The following is an 18,067-nucleotide window of genomic DNA, read 5'->3' on the forward strand; positions in this document are numbered from 1 at the left end:
ACTATTTCCCTACCACGTCCAGCGATCTCACGATATTGAATCGGTCATCAGTGAGGTGCATTTGTACGTCATCGTTTTCAAAGATTTGCATTTGAGCCAGCAATGCCACCGCATTGAAACTATAGTCGAGACTCTTGTCCGTATGATATTGATCTACCGCTACCATTTTGATATTAACGATACTATCTTTAAGAATCTGGAAGGAAGCCGTACCATTTTCACCATACCCCATGGTGTCCATCATTACTGAAAATCGCTGTGCCTGTTCTTTAATGGAATCCGGTTTATAGAAAACCTCAACACCATTTGATTCCACACTAGGCCCGTACCCATCAAGATCGCAACTTGCCAAGGTCATAACGACCGCCAGCAATAAAATAACTTTTTTCATAAGATTAAATTTAGAACTACAAATTTGCCTCCCTTCTCAAGTTTGATCAATACGGCAAATGCCCTAGATCGCTCACTTTTATGTCAAAGCTCACAACTCATCGCTCACAGCTCATAGCTCATAGCTCATAGCTCATAGCTCATAGCTCAAAATTCCACTTTACTTCGTAACTTTTCCCTTTCAATTTTGTTTACCATTATTTCGATATGAAGAATCCTTTAATTTGGTCTATTATTTTAATTGTTCTCGCTTTCGCGAAAGCGGAATCGCAACAACTTCCCGAGCCGCCCGTGGCACAGAAATTTTACGAAAGCCAAGAGTTCAGACAGCTCGGCCCTTTCAGAGGTGGCCGAAGTGCAGCCGTGACCGGAGTTGCTGGCAAGCCTAATCTGTTCTATTTTGGAGGAACCGGTGGTGGTGTCTGGAAAACAGAAGACGGTGGCCGCACATGGGAGAATATCTCAGATGGATATTTTGGCGGATCCATAGGCGCAGTAAGCGTTGCGCCCAGCGATCATAACGTGATCTACGTGGGCGGCGGTGAGAAAACCGTGAGAGGAAACGTTTCCAGCGGTTATGGAATCTGGAAAACAGAAGATGCTGGTAAAACCTGGAAAAAGGCAGGGCTTCCAGAAAGCAGACACGTGCCACGCATCGCAATCGACCCCAATAATCCAGATGTAGTCTATGCTGCAGTTTTGGGAAACATCTACAAACCCACACCAGATCGAGGTGTTTATAAAAGTACCGATGGTGGGAAAAGCTGGAAGAAAACCCTTTTTGCCAATGAGCAGGCAGGCGCGGTTGATCTCATCATCGATCCAAGTAATCCGCGTAATATTTATGCTACTACATGGCGCGTGCAACGCACACCTTACAGCCTATCCAGCGGTGGTGAAGGCAGTGCGATGTGGAAAAGTACCGATTATGGTGAAACCTGGAAGGAAATTTCAAAAAATGAAGGGTTTGCAAAAGGAACTTTAGGCATCATGGGAGTTACCGTTTCTCCCTTAGATTCTGATCGGGTTTACGCTATCGTTGAAAACAAAGATGAAGGCGGTGTTTACCGCAGCGATAACGGAGGTCTAACTTGGCGCAGAACCAATAGCGATCGTAGCCTGCGACAGCGTGCCTGGTACTACACCAGAATCTATGCTGACAGCCAGAATAAGGATCAAGTCTATGTAGTAAATGTGTCCTACCATAAAAGTGCGGATGGTGGACGCTCCTTCTCAAGCGCAAGAGCTCCGCACGGTGACCACCACGATCTGTGGATCGCACCAGAAGACCCCAATCGTATGATTATGGGAGACGACGGTGGCGCACAAATTACTTATGATGGAGGAGGGACTTGGAGCACCTACCATAATCAGCCTACCTCGCAATTCTACCGCGTTACGACCGACGACTCTTTCCCTTACAGGATTTACGTTGCTCAGCAGGACAATGGAACGATTAGAATTCCACATAGGACAACTGGCTACAGCATTTCAGAAACGGACTGGGAAGGAACCGCAGGTGGGGAAAGTGCTCATATTGCCGTTGACCCAAAGGACAACGACATTGTTTATGGAGGAAGTTACGGTGGTTTTCTCACCCGCTATAATCATAAGACTAACCAGCAACGAGCGATCAATGTGTGGCCAGATAATCCTATGGGTCACGGTGCAGAGGGAATGAAATACCGTTTTCAATGGAACTTCCCCATCTTTTTCTCCAAGCATGAACCAGAGAAGCTGTACGCCTTTTCAAATCAGGTGCATGTAACCACAAATGAGGGTCAGAGCTGGGAAACCATCTCGCCAGACCTTACGAGAAACGATCCCTCAAAACTGGGCAGCAGCGGTGGACCGATCACTCAAGATAATACGGGAGTGGAATATTATTGTACGATTTTCGCAGCGGCAGAATCTCCCCTTAAAAAAGGAGAACTCTGGATAGGGAGCGATGATGGCTTGATTCATTTGAGTACAAATGGCGGTAAAAACTGGAGCAATATCACACCCAAAAAGCTTCCAGAATGGTCGCAAATCAACAGCATCGAGCCCAGCCGTTACGATCCCGCGACTTGTTATGTGGCCGCTACACGGTATAAATTGGGTGATTTCACTCCTTACCTCTATAAAACCACGGACTACGGTAAATCTTGGAAACTCATTACAGACGGCATTCCTGCAGAGTTCTTTTCACGGGTGGTAAGAGAAGACGATAAGGATCCTAACATTCTATACTCAGGAACGGAAACAGGTCTTTTCATATCTACCAACGCTGGCGGTAGCTGGATGCCGTTCCAGATGAACCTGCCTATCGTACCAGTAACAGATCTGGCAGTGAAGAACAACAATCTTATCGTGGCGACCCAGGGACGTAGTTTATGGATTCATGATGATCTGGAACTGGTAAGACAGGGACTTAAAATGAGTTCGCTCCTGCCTGCCAAGGCACGACAGGCAGGTTCGCGAAAGCGAGATAACGCCATACTTCTTAAACCTAAAGATGCCTACCGCATGCAAGGTGGTGGAAGATCAGGTTCTCTATTAAGCGGTGAAAACCATCCCGCGGGAGTTCAAGTGCATTTTTATTTACCGGAGTATAATAAAAAAGACACCGTGGCTCTTTCATTTTATGACGAGAAGGACAAGCTGATCAAGACTTTTGGCACACATGAGAAGGAAAGTAAGCTCGAAGTCAAGGAAGGAGCCAATAAATTTAATTGGAATACGGTTTATGATGGCGCAGAAAAGCTGGATGGAATGATATTGTGGTGGGCTAACCTTTCAGGCCCTCGAGCTGTTCCGGGAACTTATAAAGTAGAGCTTAATGTCAATGGAGAAGTTCAAGAGCAAAACTTCAAAATTATGGCCACTCCAGATAGTGAAGCTACCGTAGCAGATATGCAAATGCAGTTTGACTTCATTTCGGAAGTCAATGCAACAGTAGACGAGGCTCACAAATCCATCAAAAACATCAGGAGTTTTTCCAAAAAGCTTGATGCTTTCAACAGTTTCTATGGCGACAGCGAGGACGATAAAGTTCAGGAGATGGTAAAAATGGCCAAGGAAATGAAGGAGAAATTCAGCGAGGTGGAAAAAGCCCTTTATCAAACCCAAAACCGCAGCGGTCAGGATCCACTAAACTTCCCGATACGACTGACCAATAAACTGGCTCACCTCAACAGTCTTGCACAAGTAGGCGACTACGCTCCTACAGATCAAAGCATCCAAGTCAAAAATGAACTTACAGCAGAGATCAATAAGGAACTGGGCAAATTCAACGAAATCTTAAATCAAGACATCAAAGAGTTTAATAAGCGATTTAGGGAACTGGGATTGGATTATTTAATGGTGGAGAAGGAATAAGACATGGAAGTACTAAGTGGTATATGGAAAGGATATTATGAATATGGTCTAGGTTATGATCTACCTTATTTTGGTGAGCGTGTGAAAATTGAATATCATTTGGATTTCAAAAACTTCAATTTGACCGGCACCACTTATGAAGAACCATCAGAATTTTCAGTCGACTCAAAAGGTTCAATTGATGGGTTCATTGAAGATACGCTTGTTTCTTTCACAAAGAAATATCCAATTTATCCAACTGTAAATGAAAACGGTAGTATTGAGCTCAAACCTGGTGAGTTGATTGTCAATCATACTGGATATTACGATAGGGAACGTCAATCGATATATGGCTTGTGGACTATCAACAACCCAGATACCGTGAATGAAGAATATGAGATGCAGCAAAGCGAAGGAATCTGGTTGGTTTCAAAAGAGTAGATGATAAAATGTTTCGATGGAAAAACAAGTCGCCAGAATAAAAGATTTGGATTTGAATAAGCGCTATTCGTACGCTGATTACAAAAAATGGACTTTCGAGGAAAGATTAGAACTGTTTGATGGACGTGTTCACCTATGTGACAAAACCACTTACAGGATTCATCAAAAAGTCACTGGCAATGTATTCGCTAATCTTTTCAATCAATCAATTATTAGACAATGTGAAATTTACATGCTGCCATTTGATGTTGTCCTTTCTAAAAACATTAATGTTAAGGACGAAGAAGTGTTTACCGTAGTACAACCCGACATTTGTATCATATGTGATCCAGAAAAATTGACCGAGGCAGGTTGTACGGGTGCTCCTGACTTGATTGTAGAGATCATTTCACATTCCACGGCCAAAAAAGATTATAACGAAAAGTTCAATCTGTATCAGGAAAATGGTGTGAAAGAATACTGGATCATCAACCCAACACTGGAAAATGCTGTGGATACCTATATTCTGGATAATGAAGGAGTCTACCAATTGAACCATCAATTTGAAAAAGGTAATGGAATTGTCACTACTCCCCTTTTTCCAGACCTGCAATTGAATTGCTCCGATTTCTTTAGATAGATATAGAGATACCCTTATATTTGCGAGCCTAAAATAGGCCACGCAGCTCATCCCGATAGCCATCGGGAGAATAGAGCAAATGGCTTTATAAAATACACGGCCCTGTGGCGCATCCCGATAGCTATCGGGAGAATATCGCAACTGGGTTAGTAAAATACTTGGCCCTGTGGCGCAACTGAATAGCGCACTGGATTTCGGCTCCAGCGGTTGTAGGTTTGAATCCTACCAGGGTCACGACACTCACAATCCCGATGGTGGTAGCCATTGGGATTGTTTTTTTGAGACCGTTGCAAGTGGACTTTCAAAAGGGATCAAGGAAATAATTATATGACCCGATAGGGTCGGGATTGTATTTGCAACTTTGAACTTACTAGGATCACAACGTAATCCTGCCGAGGTCACGAATAAATCACTAAAAAGTGAATTGCGAAGCGAGTTTCAAAATTGAAGCTCGCTTCTTTTTTTGAAACTTCCGGAGTAATTCTTTTTGTGATTTTCAAAACGGAGCTATTTTATAATTTCCAACCATTCTACTAATAAAAAAATGAAAACATACTAACCATAAGACTTTCAATAGAATATACATATTATTAACTAATTTTTAACTGTTAATTTAAGAACGAATTGATTTTTGCTTTGAATAATAAATTAGGTTTACAATGGTATACCAACTAATCCTTTAAACAAAAATCATGAACAAAACAAAAAACCTATGGCGATGGTCTGCAATGGCTATGCTAAGTCTCTCTCTCTCTCTAGTTAGCTGTGAAGATGAGATTACAGAAGAAAAGCAAACAACTTCGGAAGATCAACTCTTTGCAAAATCTTCAACAGAAAAATGTGAATTTCAACCTTATGGACTCTACTTTAATAATGGAGTTACCAGCGATTGCGATCATAATATGATGCACTTTCCATCTTGGGAGTCATTCGCGCAAACTCTAGAGCAATTGGAAACCGCTATTGATACCCATGAAGATAACTTCTTGAATTCTCACGGACATCTTAGTGAAGACCCTCTCAACGATTTGGAAGAGTCAATTAGTCATCACCCAGATCAACCACTAATTGACTATGAAGACTCTCATCATTTCTGCTCACTAAGAAAATTTGAGGAGGCGGCAGAAAATGCATGGCTTGATGCATCAGACCAACCGGGATGGACCTTTGATGATTGGGCAGAAAATCAATTTATAGTCGATCCTGTTGAGCAAACACTTTACAATCCACAAAACGAGGTGATGATTTGTAATTTCATTTACAAAGAAATGGCTGAAGGTTGGTTGATTGTAGACTCCACGCATCCTGACGCTTCCAGCGCTTTGGGATCAGCAAATGAAGGAAACTCATTAGAGCAAGTAATTCAACAGTTTGGTGGTAATGAGGAACAAGCGGGAGCTGCTTCTGCTGAATTTATCAATCCGAACGCTTGCTTTTATAAAAGTAGCGACTCTAAAGGCGTGCAGCTTTCAGGCAGTTATGCCATGAAAAAATCTAACCAAATGAGAAACAGAACTTTTGATTTTACAGATGCTGGAAATACAAAGGTGTTCAAAGCATTTACTAGGAATTACAAAAAGAAGAATAGTAAATGGAGAAAACGCCGTATCAGTAGCAGCGCACGTATTTATGGGGATACTTACGAGAAAGATTCGTCATTGCCGGCTAATTCAGAATCAGATTGCATTTTTAAAGAAGAGGAGGATGTACAGGGACGATACAGAAAAAAGAGAAGGTCAAAAGCTAAACTAAGAAGACCTTATGCGGGCGGTGAAGAGATTGGCACTATTGATGACGCTCTTTTCTCTGAACACAGACAGCGCCCATTTTATGAAACTCTGGAGTTTGAAAACTAATAATTTTTTTCAAATTATCATACTGGCGCTTATGCTAAGTGCCAGTATGATTTGTTATTGTCAGAACGATAACAAAAACAGTAATTTACCTCCTAAAACCTTTCCAATAGGGTTGCGGGTAGGACTGCATAATGATTTCTTTTCCAATACCAATGAGAATGATTTTATTGAACTTGAATACAAAGATCGGTTAACTTTTATTGCTGGTTTCGATGTTGAACTTTTTAGAACTAGACAATGGCTGTTTACCACAGGTTTTTTCGTTAAAAATATATCTCAGTCAAAAAGCTATAATATCACGGCAGATCAACTAGGAAGGGAAAGAGGCACTAATGCTGAATTTATAGAATCACCTTATTGGACGTATCATTTACCAGTTGAAGCACTTTATAGATTTAATAAGTCTACAAAACACCCTTTATATTTTAAGGGAGGACTGGAGTTACAGCACTACGGATACACACCAGGCAGGTATCGTCATCCCTTTTTAAGTGTGAATGGAATACCTAGGACGATTGGAGAATACGAGGAATATCAGAGTCCTTTTACATTTGGGGCAAACCTCGGTTTAGCTGGTGATATTTATTTAAATGATAATAGCAAGTTTAGAATCGCGCTTACCGGTCATTACCATTTCCAAACGATGGAAGAAACCTTTATAACTACTACTAATCTAGCTGTGCCTGGAGCTACTTCAAAACATGAGTGGACAGGACATTATATCAACCTATCCCTTACTTATTTCCCTAAGAAAGGATTTATACGTTTCTAAATGAAATCACTATCTGTATTTATTTTTTTTATACCCTTATTTCTCGTTGCACAAACTGAACAGAAGAACTCAAAATTGTTATTTGACGATATTATTAAACTAGGTTTAACAGCCGGTTATCAAAATAATTTTGAAAAAAATGAGACAACAGTAGGTTATGAATATGAAATTGATGTTACCAATCACTACTTAGTTGGTTTAGATTGGATGTTTGCTCGCACAGGCAAATTCTTATTCAAGACTGGTGTTTATTACGAATCCTTTGAATCAAATAGTTATCTAAGGGTTCCAGGATCTTTTATTAACATCCCTGATGATTTTATAGAAAATGATACCAGAAACCTAAGTTTCTACACTTTAGAATTAGGTACAGAATATTTATATAAAATTAATGAAACAAATTTCTTAAGCTTTGGTTTATCTATAGATATGCGATGGCTTAATAAAGATGATAAATTTGCACGTGGGAGGGTTTTATCAAGTCCTAGTTCTGAAAATGAGTTGTTATTAATCAACCAGAGCACTAGCGAGGGGTTTATAGACTTCCCTATTTCTTTGAACTACTACTACAAAACTAACTCCTCAGGACTATTCAAACTAGGTGTTTCTGGTTCTGTATTCAATGATAGAATTTACAATGATCAAATCGAATACTTTGATCAAACTAACAACAACTTTAGAAGTTCCTTACACGGTCTTCGTAGAAAACACATACAATTCTCTCTTTCCTGGTTCCCACCCAAAAAGTGGTTCAGCAAAAACCCAAACTAATCACCCCACCGCCTTTAGCTTCTGGATTGCGCTTTTGTTGAGCTTGGATTCTGCGTAGGATTTAGTGACGTTTAATTCCTTTTCATCTGATCCTGGGAGGTCAAACATGGCATCGGTTAAGATGGCTTCACAGAGGGAGCGCAGTCCACGTGCACCTAGCTTGTACTCAATAGCTTTCTCAACGATGTAGTCCAAAGCACCGGTGGTGATGCTAAACTTGATATCATCCATCTCAAACAATTTTTCATATTGCTTGATGATCGCATTTTTAGGCTCGGTTAGAATCGCTCTTAGCGTTTTAGCATCCAGCGGATTCATATACGTCAGCACCGGTAAACGGCCAATGATTTCAGGAATCATTCCAAAATCTTTAATGTCTTTAGGAATAATGTATTGCAGCAAATTATCCTTTTGCACGACTCCATCATTTGAGATACTCGCGCTAAAACCTACCGCCTGCATGTTCAAACGCTTACGGATCACCTTCTCGATACCGTCAAAAGCCCCTCCAGCAATAAAGAGAATGTTCTCTGTGTTTACCTCTATAAACTTTTGATCAGGGTGTTTACGACCACCTTTTGGCGGCACGTTTACTGTGGTTCCTTCCAGCAATTTGAGCAATCCCTGTTGAACTCCCTCTCCAGAAACATCACGCGTGATGGATGGGTTGTCTGACTTACGAGCGATCTTATCGATCTCATCAATGAATACAATACCAGTTTGTGCCTTTTCCAGATTGTAGTCTGCCGCTTGCAGCAAACGCGTCAAGATACTTTCAACGTCTTCACCTACATAACCCGCCTCAGTCAATACTGTGGCATCCACAATGGCTAGAGGCACGTTAAGCATTTTGGCAATGGTTTTCGCGATAAGCGTCTTACCGGTACCAGTTTGACCCACCATCATGATATTGGATTTTTGAATCTCAACATCGTCCTCAGTAGGTTTTTGTAGCAACCTTTTATAATGGTTGTACACCGCAACTGACATCACCTTTTTGGTAAAATCCTGACCTATAATGTACTGATCAAGGAAATTTTTGATCGCCTGCGGTTTCTTGAGTTCCAGCTCATTGCTGGAGATTCCAGAATCACTCGATCCGTGATCTTCCAGAACGATCCCGTGGGCCTGTTCTATACAACGGTCACATATATGCGCGTCCAGACCTGCTATCAACAGATTAGTCTCTGACTTGCTGCGACCGCAAAAACTACATTCTAATTGTTCTTTACTCATTCTTTAGTAAAATTTGCACCTGCCTTAAAAAGACAAATACTTACGGGTGGTCGGTTATTGTGTTTGTTAGTTCCGCTTTCGCGATCCCGATAGCTATCGGGACGAGATCATCAACAAATGCTCTCCAGAATTACTTCTCTCTTACAAGAATCTCGTCAATCATTCCGTATTCCAGCGCCTCGTCTGCCTTCATCCAAAAGTCACGATCTGAATCTTCTTGCACCTGCTCAACTGGTTTGCCGGAGTGCTTTGCAATGATGTTGTAAAGCTCCTCTCTTAACTTGACGACTTCTCTAGCCGTTATCTCGATATCGCTCGCCTGACCTTGCGCGCCTCCAGAAACCTGGTGGATCATCACACGACTGTGAGGAAGTGCACTACGCTTGCCTTTTTCACCCGCACATAGTAAAACAGCTCCCATACTGGCCGCCATTCCTGTACAAATCGTCGCTACATCTGGCTTGATGAATTGCATAGTGTCATAAATACCCAGACCGGCATAAACGCTACCGCCTGGCGAATTTATATAGATCTGAATGTCTTTATTTGCATCTGTACTCTCAAGAAAGAGCAACTGCGCCTGAATAATATTGGCCACCTGATCGTTCACTCCCGTTCCCATAAAAATGATGCGGTCCATCATAAGACGTGAGAATACGTCCATGGCAAGAACGTTCATCTGACGCTCCTCGATAATATTAGGAGTCAGATTTGACGGGTACATGCGACCCATGATTTTATCATAGTAGTTTGGGTTGATTCCTTGATCTTTAACCGCAAACTTTTCAAATTCCTTACTTATGTTCATAATCGTAATATTAGGAAGCGTAAAAATAAAAGGCGTTAACTTCTCTATAAAAAAGTTAACGCCTCAAGATACGATTTTCTTATGCCTTTAAGCGCCGTAAGCCTCTTCAATAAACTTCTCGTAAGAGACTTCTTTCTTCTTTAAAGAGACGTTTTCTTTAAAGAAGTCCAGCATTTTCTCGTTTTGCAACTGCTCGCTCATTTTTTTCACCTCATCTTGATTACTCATGATGCGTGCCACCACTTGATCTACTTCTTCATCAGTCGCTCCGGTATGACCATACTGAGCCATCTGTTGACGTATCATGGTGCGAGCATACTCCTGAAGGTCTTCAAATTTGAGTTGCAAGTCCTCGTTGTTCTTGATCAGGTTACCTTCGATCAATTGATATCTCAAGCCTTTTTCAGAACGATTGTATTCCTCCTCGGCTTCTTCAGCAGTCATTTCTTGCTCACCATTATTTGCGATCCATCTTTTAAGGAAATCAGCTGGTAAGTCAAATTTTGTATTCTCAATCAAACTCTCCGTTACATCAGTCAAGAGTTTTTGATCGGTTTGCTGTGCGAATTGTTTAGAAGCATCTTCTCTCAAACGCTCCTTAAGCTCGTCTTCGCTTTTAATAGCATCAGGACCAAAAAGTTTGTCAAAAAACTCTTGAGTCATCTCAGCTTTCTCGCGCGTATTCACTTCAGTAATTTCAAACTCAAGCGGCACATTGATTCCTTCGTCTACCTTTTCTTGATCGATCTTAAGAAGATTGTTCAAATCTTGATCGTTTTCAAAGAGATTTTGAGTTTTCAACTTGAGAACATCACCTGGTTTAGAACCAACTAATTTCTTCATATTAGTTTTACCCTTGATGCGATCTGTTTTGAAAGTAGCGTCCACATTGATGTCTTCATCGTCGTTTCTGAATACTCCAGTAATTTCGTCTCCCTCGGCAACCTCATCTTTGTTGACTAATTTACCGTACTGCTCTCTTATTCTATCGATTTGATCATTGATAGTTTTATCATCCACCTTGATTTCATAGCTCGTTATCTTCTTACCTTTAAGATCAACGTCAAATTCTGGAGCAAGTCCTATTTCAAATTCAAAGTTGAAATCTTTAGCGTTCTCCCAATCAATGTCTTCTTGCTCTTTAGGAAGCGGATTCCCTAAAAGCTCCAACTTCTCTTCTTGAATATAAGAATTGAGCTTTTCTTGAATCATTTTATTGATCTCATCCACCATTACGGGAACGCGATACTTTTTGTTGATCAAACCAGCTGGCACGTGACCTTTTCTAAAACCTGGGACATTTGCTGTCTTACGGTAATCTTTAAGGATCTTCTCAACTTTTTCCTTATAATCTTCTTGCTTGATCTCAAGACTCAAGACGGCGTTAAGCGCGTCAACATCAGTACGATTGATATTCATTTAAAGGCTTTTAATGCTTTTATTTTAGGGCTGCAAAATTAGTCTTTATCTAGATGTAAACAAAGCTTTTAGGAAAACGAGAAGTCAAAGAGTTTAGACGCGAGAAAAAGAGACGAGAGGTTAGAAGTGAGAAATTAGACCTCCGAAGTGTTTGAAACCTCCGAAGTCTTGTTTCAACAGAATCTTTTCAATTTAAGGTATGGCACTAGACAAATGCCTCAACGTCGTTTCTAGCAGTTTACAAGCATCGTTATGGGAACCCTTGGCGTTTGCGAAGCGAAACTGCGAGCAATGCATAGCGAACAGCGAATAACGAATAGCAAATATCTTACAGCGCATTCAAGGCGCTCAGCGCGACGCGCAATTACACTTTCTCCACCAGCAAACTCACCGCATTACCTCCGAAACCGGTCGAGTTCATCAATATGCGTTTTGGAGCATTAGTTATGCTATTTTTTAAATCAAGATAGGGAACGTTTGGATAGAATTGATTTTCAAAGATCTGTAACGCCATCGTCAAACTCAAAGCGGCGCTAGCTCCCAAACTATGACCTATTTGCCATTTATTATTGAGCAAAACGGGAGTACTTTCTCTAAAAACCTGTTCAATCGCACGCAGCTCTGATCGATCACCTTTGATGGTTCCTGGTGCATGGGTAACGATAGCGTCGATCTCGTTTTTAGGAAAATCCCTTAGAGCTTGCCTCATCGATTGTTGCAGGCAAAAACCATCTTCCGAAACGGAGGTTGGGCTGCTCAAAGTTTCTACAGATGTACCGAAACCTATAATTTTTGCCTTGGCAGATACTGGCTCAACGGTCAGATGAAACAAACCTGCTCCCTCACCTAAAATCATGGTGTTTTCTGTTTTTTCAACATCAAGAGCTCTACATGGAAAAGTGCTTTGATCTCTTGAATAAATGCGCAATGCCTTCATCTGCGCAATCGTAAAATCGGTCAAGGGTGCCTCGCTCCCACCTACAAGAAATGAATCAGCCATTCCTGCCTTTATCCAAGCCATTCCGTTCAGAATTGAGTGTGCAGACGTCGCGCACGTAATGGAATGAGAAAACGCGGCAGCGGTAGTGCCTAAATGTTGTGCTACCCAGCTAGAGACATTTCCCAAAGTAGTAAGCGGTGAAGCAACGGCCGGAAGAATTTCACGACCAGACGTAGCTTGAAATTTCGCATAAAACTCCTCCCAAAGTCCCGTAGCTCCCCTACTGCTCCCAATATTGATTCCACATGATTGAGGTAAATTTTGAAACTGATTTGCCACAAAAAGTGCCAGCTGAACACTACGATCCAGAGTCTGATATTTGATATTTTGAGTCAAAAAATCGGCGAGATTAGCTTCAGTTTCTTGATCTAATGCCGCAATCCATTCACCGTTTTTATTTTTGGAAAAATGAGGTTCGGCATCATTTAAAAAATTCAGGCTTGGCGCAACAAACTTGTATTCTTTTATGTAAATATCTCTACTCAAATCTTGTGAATTACTTTCTAATTCTGAAGTTCAAAAGTCGTGACAAACTCTTCTAGAAGTTCATAAACTCGATTTAATTCTGTGCTGGTCGTTGTAAAAGGTGGAACGATGTAAATCGTGTTTCCTAACGGCCTTAAAAAAACGCTACGTTCCCAAAACCAATTGAAAATTTGATCTCTTTGATTGCCGTAACGACTCATTTCCAGCTCAACATCTATTGCAAGAATAACACCTTGATGTCTCACTTGAGCAACACGATCATGCTGAATAATTGATTTAGCAAAAACAGCATTACGCTCTGTAGTCATTCTGATTCCATCCTGAATAGTTTCACTATTCAGCAAGTCGATTGCTGCTGCCGCAGCTGCGCAGCCCAAAGGATTCCCGCTATAAGTATGACCGTGAAATAGTCCTTTTGCAAGGTCGTCGTCGTAGAAAGCTTGATAAATCTCTTCCGTACAACTCGTGATCGCCATGGGCATGATCCCGCCGGTTAGCGCTTTGGAAAGACAAATGATATCGGGTTTTTCAGCAATTTGATCGCTGGCAAAATTGGTTCCCGTTTTCCCAAATCCTGTCATGACCTCGTCTGCGATGGTGATGATTCCGCTTTCGCGAAAGCGAGACAACAACCTCCCCATAGCTGCAGCATCATTCAACTGCATGGCTGCCGCTCCCTGAACTAACGGCTCATAAATGAAACTTGCCACCTCATTCTGCTGGATTATTGCCTCAACCTTTTGGAGCACTTCATCAATATTGCTAGCTGTAGGCGCCGGAATACGCTCAACTTCGATAAAAAAGTCCTGAAACGCGCCGTTGTAAACCGATAGACCGCTAGCGCTCATGGCACCAAAAGTATCTCCGTGAAAACCGTTTTCTAAGGCAATGACCACGTTACGTTTTTCACCTCGATTGAAGTGGTACTGAAACGCCATTTTTAAACCGATTTCAACGCTGGTGCTTCCATTTTCAGAAAAGAAAAGCTTGAACTGATTTATCGGTAAAATATCCAACAATTTTTGAGATAAAATTGCAGCTGGCTCGTGGGTCATTCCAGCAAAAACCACGTGATGTAAGCGATCCAGCTGATTTTTAACCGCGGTAGTCAACTTAGTGTTTCTATGCCCATAACTGCAGGTGTACCAGCTTGAAATCGCATCAAAATAGCGGTTGCCCTCAAAATCATAGAGGTAATTCCCTTCTGCCCGATCGATTGCGATGGGAGCTTGCGCTGTTTTATGCTGCGTCAAAGGATGCCAGATATTCTTCTGGTCTATTGCTGTAATCTCTTCCCGATTCATAATTGCTCCAAAGCTGATTTGAATTTTGTGGCATACTGATCAACAAGTTCAGAATTAATAGCCTCGTGCTTCTCAATGATTGCGAGTGTGGGAACGCTGGTCATTTTTTCAATGATCTCAATAGTCCCTTCTAGATCCACGTGATTGTAAATGATTCCAGCGCAATCCAGCCCTCTTGATTTCAAGGCTTCCACCGTGAGCAAGGTGTGATTTATCGAACCCAAATACCCTGAGCTAACCAGGATCACTTGATCATCTGGCTCAATCAAATCAGCGATGGTATGTCTATCGTTAAGGGGCACGAGTAACCCGCCTGCTCCCTCAATGATTAGATGGTTATCAGTTTGCGGTCTGGAAATTTCTTCCAGTCTTATCTCTACACCATCTTTTTTAGCAGACTCATGCGGACTCATAGGCGTTTGCAATCTATAAGCTTCTGGATGAATCACGGACTTTTGATTACTGATTAAAGTCTGAACTGTTTTGCGATCTGTCGTGTCGAGACCGCTTTGTATAGGTTTCCAGTAATCGGCTTCAAGAGCCTCGGTGACTATTGCCGAGACCACGGTTTTTCCTACATCGGTTCCTATTCCCGTAATAAAAATCTGCTTCATGATCATTCTTTCGGCTGCAAAGGTCGGGCGTAGTGCGGTAATTATGGGTGTTGAAATGGATATTTGGTGTGTTGTAGTAGAATAAAGTTGCAGTAGGCAAATTAGTTGAGTTGAGCTATCGTGAAATAGATACAGAAATAAACTAATCCAGATTTTATCGATATTTAATAGCTTACTGCCTAAGGCGTAAAGCCTAGAGCGCGGAGCGCAACTAATTAAAATAATGCCCGCAGTTCTTACACTGGAAGGAGAACTTTTGCTTTAATGGAGACAGGCTGTAATAGATCGCTGTCATAGTTTCTTTGAAAGTACGTGCGGTGCTAATGTCTATGAGTTCGCGAGCCTGGCGTTTGCCACAATTGGGACAGGCAACATAATCCACGCGATTTTTAACCAGTTCTGGATTGCTCGCTTCTAATATTGCCATCGCTTTGACGTAATCTTCACGGTAGACCTGCATTTTCACGCCGCCCAAGGCGTTTGTAGCAAATGGATCTGTAGCAACGGTAAATTCATCCTTGAGAAAAACCGTTATGTTCTCACTCTCCATTTTTCCCTTGAGCACCATGGCTTCGGCAGGATAGCTAAAAACGGCAATGGTTCTGAATTTACTCAACCTTTCAAGATTTTTGCCAGCAATTTAAGCATGTTTTGGATTTCGTGTTTGGTATTATAGACATGTAGGCAAATACGCAATCGCTCTTGTCCCCGTGATACAGTAGGTGATCGCATTGCTCTGATATCGTAACCGTTTGCCTGAAGTTCTTGAGCTGCCTGCGTGACCTCGCTATTCCCTGAAATTTTACAGATCTGTATGGCGGTCTCGTCCCGGTAGCTATCGGGATCGCGAAAGCGTAACCTCAAACCATTTTCCAGCACCTGATCATTGAAATAAGAAATAATCTCACGCAATTGAGGCACTAGGTTTCTATTTGACACTAGCTTATCATAACCCGCTTCAATGGCTCGCAATGAATGTTCTGGCAGCGCCGTGGTATAAATGAAACTGCGGGAAAAGTTGACCAAATACTGCTTGAGATCTTCACTGCCTAATACCGCAGCTCCGTGTGCGCCCAATGCTTTGCCAAAGGTCATCACTCGTGCAAAAATCTTGTGCTCCAAACCAAGCGATTGCGCCAGCCCCTCACCCCTATCGCCCAAAACTCCCAGCGCGTGAGCCTCATCCAGAATCAAATGGACATTTTCGTATTTGCTGATGATTTCGATCATTGATTGCAAATCTGGCTGGTCTCCATCCATGGAAAAAACCGATTCTGTGACGACGTAGACCTCGCGATCCTCAGCTATGCAAAATTTATCGAGCAAAATCTCTAAGTGCTGTAAATCGTTGTGCGGGAACTTGATGGCTTTGGCATGTGACAACCGGATGCCATCGCGCATACTGGCATGTACCAAACTGTCGTAGATAATGAGATCTGCACGATCTGCCAGACAAGAAATCAATCCCAGATTTGCATCGTAACCGCTGTTGAAAATCAAAGCCGATTCTGCTTTATGAAAATTGGCGATTTGCTGCTCTACCTTTTCATGGAGCTGACTGTGACCACTTATGAGCCTGGATCCAGTTGCGCCACTTTTAAAGACACCTTCTACCTCGATCGTCCTAGCAAAACCCAGATAATCGTTTGAGGAAAAATCGACCAGATTTGAATTAGGCAACTGCAAACCGCGCAAGTTACCGGAGAAGTGACGCATGCCTAATTTTCGGTGAAGCTTATCTGGTAGCATGCAGCAAATTTAAAACAACTCAAGCGGTAAAATAGGCTGATTCAATGGTTATCCCACAAGTTAAAACAAGTTTAAATATTATCGTTATTCAATAATTTTTCTATTTTTGTTATCGTTAAACGATAATATTATGAATTGGCTTTCTGTTTTAAGAGCAATTTTAAACCTGTTGTATTTCTTTGCGTGGATGAGTGCCTTGGCCGCTCCATTAATGCTTTTTATGGCGCTATCTGGAGTTGATATTTATGTGTCTGGAATCGATATCGATGTTGTTCAAAACAAAGTATTATACTATAGCATTCTCATCGCTAGCGTAGCGGATCATTTTTTCTATTTAGCAATGATTCACCACTTAAGAAAAGCGGTCTACAAAATCAACCGGCGCCAGCTACTCAGCTTTGACCTGAAGTCTCACTTATTTAAAGCAGGATTGTTCTGTGTAATAGGTGGAATGCTGACAAAAGTTTGTGGGGCGGTATTCAAGTATTTTATCTATCCACTCTATCCACTGTTGTATGAAGATTACCCAAGAGTTAGGACTCCGCTTAATATTAACGATAGCTTTGATTCTATATTTTTGATTCTGGCTTTCGGGATTTTTTTAATCATCTTTTCCAAAATCATCGAGCGCGGCTTGATGCTGCAGGAAGAAAATGCGCTTACGGTATGAAGATCAATCACAAAAAATGGTTTCTGACCTTAGCTGGTTTTGGCCAGGGAATCTCGCTGCTCGTAGTATTGGGAATGATCATATCGATAATCATTGTCATGATCGATACTTCTCAGATTTACTACGAGAGATCATTAGATGATTATATTTTTAGAGCAAGACCTTCTATTTTGAATGAGAAAACTTGGAGTCTGATCTATAAGATTTTTACCATCGCTGCTGCGCTGCTCATTTATTTAGGTTTTAAAAGACTGTATGGCTTCGGTCTAAGACTGGATAACAACTTAGCTTTAGATCAAAAAACGGGCAGAATCCTCAAAAAAATGAATGTATTGTTCTTTACTGGTATCTTGATACGTCCCATAGGGATGAATGCACTAAGCTTTATTGACTTTTTCTCTGTAGAAACAACAAAATATTGGCATCTGGATGGAAGTTTGTTTTTCTCAATTCTAACGTTAAGCTTTATCGCTCTATTTATTCATTTGATCGCAGATCTGATTATATCGGCAGGGAAAATGAAAGAAGAAAATGATTTGACAATTTGATGCATGATATGAATTCATATTACGCTTTCGCGAAAGCGAAACATC

General features: G+C 41.4%; 17 protein-coding genes and 1 tRNA gene. 9 read left to right on the forward strand and 9 right to left on the reverse strand.

The features are described from left to right. Position 1: 1 nt before the first annotated feature. On the reverse strand, positions 2-391 hold the full coding sequence (locus tag BST97_RS08785; RefSeq protein ID WP_085766886.1) for a hypothetical protein: 390 nt from the start codon (positions 389-391) through the stop codon (positions 2-4). 206 nt (positions 392-597) lie between these two features. Between BST97_RS08785 and BST97_RS08790 the strand changes: the two genes are divergently transcribed. From BST97_RS08790 to BST97_RS08820, 7 genes are all read left to right on the forward strand, one after another. After that, positions 598-3,750 carry a WD40/YVTN/BNR-like repeat-containing protein gene (locus tag BST97_RS08790; RefSeq protein ID WP_085766887.1) on the forward strand — a complete coding sequence of 1,051 codons (3,153 nt, stop codon included), beginning with the start codon at positions 598-600 and terminating at the stop codon, positions 3,748-3,750. 3 nt (positions 3,751-3,753) lie between these two features. Then, on the forward strand, positions 3,754-4,170 hold the full coding sequence (locus BST97_RS08795; protein WP_085766888.1) for a hypothetical protein: 417 nt from the start codon (positions 3,754-3,756) through the stop codon (positions 4,168-4,170). A gap of 16 nt (positions 4,171-4,186) precedes the next feature. Further along, positions 4,187-4,789: a Uma2 family endonuclease gene (locus tag BST97_RS08800; protein ID WP_085766889.1), complete on the forward strand. Its 603-nt coding sequence runs from the start codon at positions 4,187-4,189 to the stop codon at positions 4,787-4,789. Between the two features lie 160 nt (positions 4,790-4,949). Continuing rightward, positions 4,950-5,023, forward strand: a tRNA-Arg gene (locus BST97_RS08805). Positions 5,024-5,481: 458 nt separating this feature from the next. Then, a complete protein-coding gene (locus tag BST97_RS08810; protein WP_085766890.1) occupies positions 5,482-6,645 on the forward strand; it encodes a hypothetical protein in 1,164 nt (387 codons plus the stop codon). Further along, on the forward strand, positions 6,635-7,417 hold the full coding sequence (locus BST97_RS08815) for a porin family protein (protein ID WP_169711557.1): 783 nt from the start codon (positions 6,635-6,637) through the stop codon (positions 7,415-7,417). Before BST97_RS08810 ends, BST97_RS08815 begins: the two co-directional genes overlap by 11 nt. Further along, positions 7,418-8,188, forward strand: coding sequence for a hypothetical protein (locus BST97_RS08820; protein WP_085766892.1), 771 nt, complete (start codon positions 7,418-7,420; stop codon positions 8,186-8,188). On the opposite strand, the gene clpX is transcribed toward BST97_RS08820, so the two are convergent. The 8 genes from clpX to BST97_RS08860 all read right to left on the reverse strand — a co-directional run bounded on the left by clpX (position 8,189) and on the right by BST97_RS08860 (position 16,804). After that, on the reverse strand, positions 8,189-9,424 hold the full coding sequence (gene clpX, locus BST97_RS08825; RefSeq protein ID WP_085766893.1) for an ATP-dependent Clp protease ATP-binding subunit ClpX: 1,236 nt from the start codon (positions 9,422-9,424) through the stop codon (positions 8,189-8,191). A gap of 130 nt (positions 9,425-9,554) precedes the next feature. After that, positions 9,555-10,232 (reverse strand): ATP-dependent Clp endopeptidase proteolytic subunit ClpP, encoded by a 678-nt coding sequence (clpP, locus tag BST97_RS08830; RefSeq protein WP_085766894.1) that lies wholly within the window; start codon positions 10,230-10,232, stop codon positions 9,555-9,557. A gap of 87 nt (positions 10,233-10,319) precedes the next feature. Continuing rightward, the gene (gene tig / locus BST97_RS08835; RefSeq protein WP_085766895.1) at positions 10,320-11,651 is read right to left on the reverse strand and encodes a trigger factor; all 1,332 of its coding nucleotides are present in this window, start codon (positions 11,649-11,651) and stop codon (positions 10,320-10,322) included. A gap of 364 nt (positions 11,652-12,015) precedes the next feature. Continuing rightward, positions 12,016-13,137 (reverse strand): beta-ketoacyl synthase N-terminal-like domain-containing protein, encoded by a 1,122-nt coding sequence (locus BST97_RS08840; RefSeq protein WP_085766896.1) that lies wholly within the window; start codon positions 13,135-13,137, stop codon positions 12,016-12,018. A gap of 17 nt (positions 13,138-13,154) precedes the next feature. Further along, a complete protein-coding gene (gene bioA, locus BST97_RS08845) occupies positions 13,155-14,441 on the reverse strand; it encodes an adenosylmethionine--8-amino-7-oxononanoate transaminase (RefSeq protein WP_085766897.1) in 1,287 nt (428 codons plus the stop codon). Beyond that, positions 14,438-15,055, reverse strand: coding sequence for a dethiobiotin synthase (gene bioD, locus BST97_RS08850; protein WP_085766898.1), 618 nt, complete (start codon positions 15,053-15,055; stop codon positions 14,438-14,440). Before bioD ends, bioA begins: the two co-directional genes overlap by 4 nt. Positions 15,056-15,266: 211 nt before the next feature. Next, a complete protein-coding gene (locus BST97_RS08855) occupies positions 15,267-15,671 on the reverse strand; it encodes a DUF2007 domain-containing protein (protein ID WP_085766899.1) in 405 nt (134 codons plus the stop codon). Continuing rightward, on the reverse strand, positions 15,668-16,804 hold the full coding sequence (locus tag BST97_RS08860) for an aminotransferase class I/II-fold pyridoxal phosphate-dependent enzyme (protein ID WP_085766900.1): 1,137 nt from the start codon (positions 16,802-16,804) through the stop codon (positions 15,668-15,670). The genes BST97_RS08855 and BST97_RS08860 overlap by 4 nt, the downstream gene beginning before the upstream one ends. Before the next feature lie 130 nt (positions 16,805-16,934). On the opposite strand from BST97_RS08860, the gene BST97_RS08865 reads away from it, so the two are divergent. Both BST97_RS08865 and BST97_RS08870 read left to right on the forward strand, forming a co-directional pair. Further along, positions 16,935-17,474, forward strand: coding sequence for a hypothetical protein (locus tag BST97_RS08865; protein ID WP_157111563.1), 540 nt, complete (start codon positions 16,935-16,937; stop codon positions 17,472-17,474). After that, a complete protein-coding gene (locus tag BST97_RS08870) occupies positions 17,471-18,022 on the forward strand; it encodes a DUF2975 domain-containing protein (RefSeq protein ID WP_085766902.1) in 552 nt (183 codons plus the stop codon). Before BST97_RS08865 ends, BST97_RS08870 begins: the two co-directional genes overlap by 4 nt. Positions 18,023-18,067: the final 45 nt, after the last annotated feature.

Source organism: Nonlabens spongiae, assembly GCF_002117125.1.
GTDB classification, from domain to species: Bacteria; Bacteroidota; Bacteroidia; order Flavobacteriales; family Flavobacteriaceae; genus Nonlabens; species Nonlabens spongiae.